The 6,355-nt window shown below is 39.0% G+C and carries 9 protein-coding genes; 5 read left to right on the forward strand and 4 right to left on the reverse strand.

Annotated elements, in window-relative coordinates; all coding sequences use genetic code 11:
* The first annotated feature begins 208 nt into the window (after positions 1–208).
* Entirely contained in the window at positions 209–1,882 is a 1,674-nt protein-coding gene (locus L641_RS0108305) for a hypothetical protein (RefSeq protein WP_024601645.1), read from the forward strand.
* Between the two features lie 60 nt (positions 1,883–1,942).
* Here the strand turns inward: L641_RS0108305 and L641_RS23300 are convergent, their stop codons facing one another.
* Positions 1,943–2,101, reverse strand: coding sequence for a hypothetical protein (locus tag L641_RS23300; protein WP_158000847.1), 159 nt, complete (start codon positions 2,099–2,101; stop codon positions 1,943–1,945).
* 339 nt (positions 2,102–2,440) lie between these two features.
* Complete coding sequence (locus L641_RS0108315) at positions 2,441–2,626, reverse strand: AlpA family transcriptional regulator (RefSeq protein ID WP_024601646.1); 186 nt, start codon at positions 2,624–2,626, stop codon at positions 2,441–2,443.
* Between the two features lie 125 nt (positions 2,627–2,751).
* Between L641_RS0108315 and radC the strand changes: the two genes are divergently transcribed.
* From radC to L641_RS0108335, 4 genes are read left to right on the forward strand one after another with little or no spacing between them, the layout of a single operon-like run.
* On the forward strand, positions 2,752–3,225 hold the full coding sequence (gene radC, locus L641_RS0108320; protein ID WP_024601647.1) for a DNA repair protein RadC: 474 nt from the start codon (positions 2,752–2,754) through the stop codon (positions 3,223–3,225).
* Between the two features lie 12 nt (positions 3,226–3,237).
* Positions 3,238–3,657 (forward strand): DUF2787 family protein, encoded by a 420-nt coding sequence (locus tag L641_RS0108325; RefSeq protein WP_024601648.1) that lies wholly within the window; start codon positions 3,238–3,240, stop codon positions 3,655–3,657.
* A gap of 10 nt (positions 3,658–3,667) precedes the next feature.
* Positions 3,668–4,228 (forward strand): tyrosine-type recombinase/integrase, encoded by a 561-nt coding sequence (locus L641_RS0108330; protein ID WP_024601649.1) that lies wholly within the window; start codon positions 3,668–3,670, stop codon positions 4,226–4,228.
* A 31-nt stretch (positions 4,229–4,259) separates the two neighbouring features.
* Positions 4,260–4,499 carry a hypothetical protein gene (locus L641_RS0108335; protein WP_024601650.1) on the forward strand — a complete coding sequence of 80 codons (240 nt, stop codon included), beginning with the start codon at positions 4,260–4,262 and terminating at the stop codon, positions 4,497–4,499.
* A gap of 190 nt (positions 4,500–4,689) precedes the next feature.
* Here the strand turns inward: L641_RS0108335 and L641_RS0108340 are convergent, their stop codons facing one another.
* The gene (locus tag L641_RS0108340) at positions 4,690–5,346 is read right to left on the reverse strand and encodes an inovirus Gp2 family protein (protein WP_024601651.1); all 657 of its coding nucleotides are present in this window, start codon (positions 5,344–5,346) and stop codon (positions 4,690–4,692) included.
* 157 nt (positions 5,347–5,503) lie between these two features.
* On the reverse strand, positions 5,504–6,265 hold the full coding sequence (locus tag L641_RS0108345; RefSeq protein ID WP_024600859.1) for an IS5 family transposase: 762 nt from the start codon (positions 6,263–6,265) through the stop codon (positions 5,504–5,506).
* Positions 6,266–6,355: the final 90 nt, after the last annotated feature.

Here is a 6,355-nt window from a genome sequence, read left to right on the forward strand (position 1 = left end):
CTAGGGGCGGTTTAATCGCGGCGCGAGGTTTGTAACCTAGTGGGCTAAGTAAAAACCGAGCAACAAAGAGTAAATCGCCCCTAGGTAGAACCCAAAGGGCAGCGCCTGTTTGGCATTGATGCTGCGTTATCACCTATCTATGGGGAATAACCACACCACATAGGCTCTGCCTTGCCTAAATACCAAACAGACTGCTGCAAATTTAACCTTGAAAGGTCAACAGACCCTAAACAACTATGTAGGAGCCAGCGGCGAATTTACACCAATAGTAAAAAGCACTGAGCTGCATTTAAATATTGACTCTTTACGCGATATTGAGGTGGTTGATACACCGGGAATGAACGACCCAATAATCTCCCGTGGTAGACGTACACAAGAGTTTATAGGTCAATGTGACGTTGTTTTTGTACTCAGCAATAGCGGCCAATTTTTAGACCAATCAGATATGAGCTTGCTGGCGCAAAATATTCCCAATAAAGGTATTGAAGATATTGTACTAATTGGTTCACTGTTTGATGGGGCCTTATTGGATGAGTACCATAAGTACCCATCTATTCAAGAGGCGTTACCAGCCATTACTACAAAACTTAATAATCAGGCCAAGAGTAATGTCGACAAGGTATGTAATGAGTTTTCAGCACATCACAGTGCTGAAGATGATAATAACCAAAGCCATTTAATGAGCACTTTACAAAATGCTTTACCGCCTATATTTATTTCTTCACGCTGCTACGATTTAGCTATTAAGCCAGAACAATCATTAAATGAAGAAGAGCTACATACGATGAACCTTCTTAATAGCATGTTTGATGACTTTACGTTTAATGCCAATACGTTTGCAGCAGTGGCCAACTTTAAAAAAGTAACAAGTAAGTTAGATACTGTTAAAGCAAAAAAAGAGCAAATATTGGCCGATCGTTTTAATAACCTGTTAATAGGCTCAAAGCGTGAGGTTAAACAAAAACTAGTTCAAATTACCGATGACGTAACTTATAAGCGTAAAAACTTACTTGAAGGCGACGTTGAAAGCTTAGCGAAAAAACAGCAAGCAGTTGTTAAACGCGTAGAGGCTGGCACTGTTAAAGTTAATAGTGTTTTTGAAAAATACAGTATTCAAGCTGAAAAAACATTAACGCGATTATTAACTGACATAAATCAAGATGCGATACAGGTAAAACAAGTTCAGTCGCAATCAGGCTCGCGGGAAGAAAGCTATACAACATCCCGAGAAGTGAGTGATTCATCGTGGTACAACCCATTATCATGGGGATCAACTCGTACAGTTACATCAACTCACTACCGCACAGTTAGTTACACCTATGCAAGTGTTCATGAAGCAGTGAGTAAGCTTGAGTCATTTGTGGTTGATACCAGCAAAGCGATTTATGACGTAAGTGAAAACGCAATTCAATTAGGGTTGTTTAAACAGGATATAAAAGCATCTATTAAGGATATGTTTGATTTTTCAGATGATGACTTTGACCCCGAGATGGTTTTAATGCCATTAAACAATGCCGTTGAACGTATTACGATCCCTGCGGTTAATTTAGATCTTGATGCGCATATTAATACTATTCGGCAACAATTTAGTGCTGAGCAAGTTGAAGGCGATGACATAGCTCAGTTACGAACTGAACAGGCCCGCGTTGTCGCATTATTATTGCAAGATATTAGTGTTGAGCTAAAACAGTGCATAAATCAAATAGTAGCAAAGTTAGCTGAAGAACAAAGCAATTTTGTTCCGAGTTTAACGAAAGATCTAGTAGCAAGTGTAGAGCAGCTCAAGCAGGATTTAACTCACAAAGAAGAGGTATTAAAAGGGTACGATGACGTATTACAAAAAGTGAATACTGATTTAGCTACTTTAAGCACTAATTTATAAGTTTACTGCGGTTTAGGCATTATCGTGTTTTAAAAAACATAAATAATGCCTCAAGCACCTTTACCCATCAATAAGCGGGTAGTACGCATCTTCCCAAAGCTCGTTTGAGTTATCCATCATAAGATCAATAATAAATGGCACTAATTGCGATAAAAATTGCACGGCATCTTTTAGTTGCTCTCTATTTGCGCTGCTGTTCCATGTTGCACCACCATGCATTAGTTGATTACGTAATGTATATAAACGCTGTAATACGATGGAGGTGAGCTTGGCTGTTTCGTTGTTTGCTAAACCCTATTTGGCAATTTATTTTTGGCTTCATTCAATTTATGCTTAAATTCTTGCTCAGTGATGTGTCCATTATGGAACGACCAAAAAGGCTGAAAAACAAATTTATTGTCTAAAAAAACACGTATGCTGTTAGGAAATTCATTCCACAAGAAGTTATAAATATATTTGTTTTTCTTTTAATTGCCTATGAATCATGTTTTCAGCCTTGTGAATCCTTTTAATAAGGCTAATTTACTGCTTAATGGTGATAAAATCTACATTTGGTAGTCAAGATATATCTCTTTTTCCTATTTTTTCACTTATCCACTCTTCAACTTCACTTTCTACCCAGGCTACAGAGTTACCGCCTAGCTCGACCTTCATTGGAAATCCACCAGCACTCATAAAGCGATAAATAGTAGAACGACTTAAGCCTGTGATATGTAAAACTTCTTTTAATTTGATTAAACGCATGGGGTTTCTCCGGTTAGGTTAGTAGTACATATCCTTTCCGGGGGGAGTAATTTTTTACTGAGTCGAAACAAAAACGTTAAACATATACATCACTATTTTGCATAAACTATTAAGAGGGCATAATAATGCAAAATAACAAGTCACTATACGAATTTGATCACCCAGTAAGTGATGAACAAATACTTGAAGCAGCAGCTTACATAATCGCTCAAAAGCAATTTAGGGATGGGGCTTTAACATGTCCGAAAGACAGTGAAGAATATTTAAGGCATAAGCTGGCGTTAATTGAGCATGAGGTTTTTGCCGTCCTGTTCTTGGATAGCCAAAACCGCATACTTGAATTTAAAGAGTTATTTAGGGGGACTATTAACGCCGCAAGCGTATACCCACGAGAGGTAGTTAAAGAAGTATTAGCGCTAAATGCAGCATCTGTAATACTTGCGCACAATCATCCTTCAGGCGTCAGCACGCCATCACAGGCCGATAAACTTATTACCAGTAAATTACAGCAGGCGCTTAACCTAATTGATGTTTCGATAGTCGATCACATCATTATTGGTGAAACCAGTTATTCATTTGCTGAGCATGGCTTAATTTAAAGGAAGTAGGGTATGGCGATTAAAATAGAGCAAGTACCAGGGCTAAACGTGCCAGAGTCAATGTTTGATGTGATTGTAAATGCCATCACTAAACAAAGTGAATCGATAGGGAATGCGAGTGAGCGAACTATTAATTTTCGTGATAAAGATTATAGCGCAGCAGCTGGGGGCTTTCACCCAGTCGAGGTTAGGCTAGAAAAACGCGGTATTGGTTGGGAGCTTGTATACATTACTGATTTTTCATACCGGGGCCAATCGGACTATGAATTAGTAAAGGAGATTGATGTTTGCTTTGTGATTAAACGCGTGTATCACATGCTGGTGGGCTGGTTAAGTGAACGAGAAGGCAAGGAGCTTTTAACTTTATTTGTGACTAACTTTGTTGAGTATTACAACACAGGCTGCTACCAGGTCACTATTTCAACAGAATAAGGAGTTGGCTATGGCTGAAGTACAGGCGATCAAGGACCTTGATACAGTAAAGTTAATTAGTTATTTGCTTGAAAAGCGGTGTTCTAAACAGATGAGCCATATTTGGAATATAGGTCTGAACTTAGCATTGCGCATATCTGATTTATTGTCTGTTAAATTTACGGATATTCAAAACGACAGGTTACTTATATTTGAAAGTAAAACAGGCAAGCTTGCAGAGATTAAGTTAAATCAAAAAGCATTAGCATTTATCCACGAAGTACGTATCACTCACCCCAACCATGTGTACTTATTTCAATCATATCGCAATCAACAAGCTAAAGGTTCACCACCACGGCCTTTATCACGAAGGGCTGTAACAAGAGCATTTGCGTTAGTGGGTGAAGAGCTTAATTTAAAGTTAGGCACTCACTCAATGCGTAAAACCCGAGGTTACCACCTCTATCATAAAACCCAAGATATCGCCCGTGTAATGAAAATGCTTCGCCATAGCTCCGAAGCAACAACACTGCTTTACATCGGCATAACCCAGGAGGAAATTGATAAAGACTTTGAAGAGTTAGAGCTATAAGTTAATTACATATGATAGGAGTAAGTTTGTTATGTCGCTAGAAAAAGCCGTTACATGCGGTGTAGTAGGAAATGAAGTTTCCAAACAAATAACTGGCAGTTCAGAGCCGTCACTTAGTAGAACAGCTATTGCTGTAAGCTCTGGTGCTGTAGCTGGCGCTACTGTGTCTGGAGTAGTTGTGGTTGGGCTGGGCGTTGCCTCAGCACCGGTTACAGTGCCTTTAGCTGTTGCTAGTGGCTTGTTAGCTGGAGTAGCGAGCTTATTTGATTAGAAGTAAACAAAGAACGCATTTTTGCAGTGCGTTCTTTTTTTGCTTTTGTAGTGTAAATAGCGCTTCTCGTAATGCTATTTTGGGAACTTGCCATCCCTTGTATACTAAGGGTTTAAGCTTATTTAGCTAGTTGAAGGTCTCAAAACCTCGTTAAAACGAATTATGAGAAGCACAGGTCTTAATTAGAATATCATCTTTGACTATAACCAAAACAACGGTGCCCTAAGCCATATTGTTTCGTATTAAGTTTAGCAAAGTAGCTTAGTCGATAATAAAGAGCGTGGAAGTCTTGAGTAAAATTAGGATTATTAGCGTCAAGGTAGTGGTGTGCATTTTCAGGTAAATGAACTAATCGCATCGTTTCATCTAACGGTAAGCTTAGCGCGCTTGCCCATGCTTTAACTATTCGAGTAAACAAGTTATCACTTTCTGCATTTATTTTACCCGTACAGTGGTACCGGTCCTTATTGAAAAACAGCACACAATGATAATGCTGGTGGTGAGCATTGTTCTGCTCCCTAGCCCAAATATTCCTAATATTGCATGGATGTGGCGTTTTACCCTCACGGGCTTTAAGTTTTGTATCGGCTTTAATTTGCGCCACAAGAGAGGCAACAAATCGAGTACACACTTTGTTGCTATTTAGATTAATCGTATTTGAATAAGCAGGTAGCCTTAAATCAATTCTCACAGCAAACGTTCTTTTATGTTCAGCACATGCAGCAAGCATGACTTTCTCAATAGCATCTAGATAGTTAGTAACTAAAGGCTGATTGATTCTGGCTAGTGTTTGATATTGCTTGTAGGTAGGGTTGGTAGTTACTGGGTATTGTGTTGGATTATTCATTTTCTTTGTCCTGATAAGTATTGGTTCATATCAGGTGTATGAGTTGTAGTTTTTTAATTTGTATTTGGCGTGATAATAGATTCGTTACTAGTAACGCTAATAAATATTACCAAACCGAAATTTACACTAGGGGCTGTTGATCTTTGTAGTACATATATCAATCAGCCCACATTGGTAGCCACATCATAGTAAATGCTAAAGCGAGCATTGAATGATAATTTCGTTCAAGCTTTTCATACCGCGTGGCTATCCCTCTATATTGCTTAATACGGCCAAATGCATTCTCAACCAAGTGCCGATATTTATACATGCACCAGTCAATATCTTCATTGCCTACTAAACTGTTGCCCTTACGTGGAATAACGGGTGTAGCGTTATTATCACGAACAAACGCTCTCAGTTTTTCACTGTCGTAGCCTTTATCTGCGACAACCATATTACTTGTTGGGCAATTAGCTACGAGTGACTCTGCATGGACGATATCATGCGTATTTCCACAGGATAATTCATAATAAACAGGCAACCCTCCGCTATCGACTGCAAGATGAATTTTCGTAGAATTTCCACCTCGGCTCTTTCCAATTGATTCATTGTCAGCAGTTCTTGCACCGCAACTATGTTGATGAGCCCTGACAATACTGCCATCAATGAAGACCCAATCCATGTCCGCATCACGAGATAATGCGCGAAACAGTTCATTCAAAATCCCTTTTTTGGACCATAAATTAAACCGTCTGTAGATAGCACTCCAACGGCCAAAATCAGAAGGTAAATCTCGCCATGGAATACCTGTGCGCATCTTATACAGTATGCCTTCGAGCGTTTTTCTATGGTCGGGCTTATTATAAATTCGACCACTTAAGTACATTACTTTTGATAAGACATTCCATGTCCCGTCTGTTAGCATTAATCTTGGCATGTAGGTTCGGTGTAAAGTTTTCTGGCGAATTCAATTATACCTTATCTTCATGCTGTTTGTTTTTCATACCACAAAGATCAACACGCCCTA

The organism is Pseudoalteromonas sp. TB41 (assembly GCF_000497975.1).
GTDB classification, from domain to species: Bacteria; Pseudomonadota; Gammaproteobacteria; order Enterobacterales; family Alteromonadaceae; genus Pseudoalteromonas; species Pseudoalteromonas tetraodonis.

Coding starts and splice junctions, on each gene's coding strand:
- L641_RS0108315 (WP_024601646.1), bottom strand. CDS start 2,626: ATGCGTTTAATCAAATTAAAAGAAGTTTTACATATCACAGGCTTAAGT.
- L641_RS0108325 (WP_024601648.1), top strand. CDS start 3,238: ATGGCGATTAAAATAGAGCAAGTACCAGGGCTAAACGTGCCAGAGTCA.
- L641_RS0108340 (WP_024601651.1), bottom strand. CDS start 5,346: ATGAATAATCCAACACAATACCCAGTAACTACCAACCCTACCTACAAG.
- L641_RS0108330 (WP_024601649.1), top strand. CDS start 3,668: ATGGCTGAAGTACAGGCGATCAAGGACCTTGATACAGTAAAGTTAATT.
- L641_RS23300 (WP_158000847.1), bottom strand. CDS start 2,101: ATGCATGGTGGTGCAACATGGAACAGCAGCGCAAATAGAGAGCAACTA.
- L641_RS0108345 (WP_024600859.1), bottom strand. CDS start 6,265: ATGCCAAGATTAATGCTAACAGACGGGACATGGAATGTCTTATCAAAA.
- L641_RS0108335 (WP_024601650.1), top strand. CDS start 4,260: ATGTCGCTAGAAAAAGCCGTTACATGCGGTGTAGTAGGAAATGAAGTT.
- radC (WP_024601647.1), top strand. CDS start 2,752: ATGCAAAATAACAAGTCACTATACGAATTTGATCACCCAGTAAGTGAT.